Source organism: Deinococcus roseus (assembly GCF_014646895.1).
In the GTDB taxonomy this organism is placed as follows: Bacteria; Deinococcota; Deinococci; order Deinococcales; family Deinococcaceae; genus Deinococcus_C; species Deinococcus_C roseus.
In genome coordinates, this window is the sequence record NZ_BMOD01000097.1 from 1 (window position 1) to 536 (window position 536).

A 536-nucleotide genomic window follows, 5' to 3' on the forward strand; every position below is an offset into this window, starting at 1 on the left:
ATCCTCAGTACCGTTTCACGCACCCCAGCAGGGTTGCTGTCCAACCGCGAAAAAGACACCCTGATTGAACGCGCCTTCACCGGGCTCTACCGCTGGTACACCGCCCGCAGTCAGGAAACCCGCAACTGGAACGCCGACAAAAGCTTTGACTGGCGCACCCTCAGAACCGACCTGCCCGCAGAAGTCACCACCGTGGTCCAGGGTTTCTTTGCCGTCGAGCAATACGCCCCCGATTACACCAGCGAACTCCTCAACCTCGTGCGCGCCTCCCACGGTCGCAGCCACTTCCAGATGCGCTGGGGCAGCGAAGAAGAAAAACACGCCGACGCCTGGGAAAACGCCCTGCTGTTCTCCCGCCAGCGCACCCCCGACTGGATTCGCGAATACAAAGAACGCCTAAAAACCATGCAGTGGGAGCTTCCCTTCCCGGACGCCATCCACAATCTGGTGTACACCGTGTTTCAGGAAAGAGCCACCCAGCTCAACTACCTGAACCTGATGAAAATTGCCCAGGGCAAAAGCGACAAACCCCACCT

Annotated in this window: 1 protein-coding gene; it reads left to right on the forward strand. The window is 59.0% G+C overall.

What is annotated here, in order from left to right; all coding sequences use genetic code 11:
• A partial coding sequence (locus IEY52_RS26550) for an acyl-ACP desaturase (RefSeq protein WP_189009740.1) occupies nucleotides 1-536 on the forward strand: 536 nt, incomplete at its 3' end.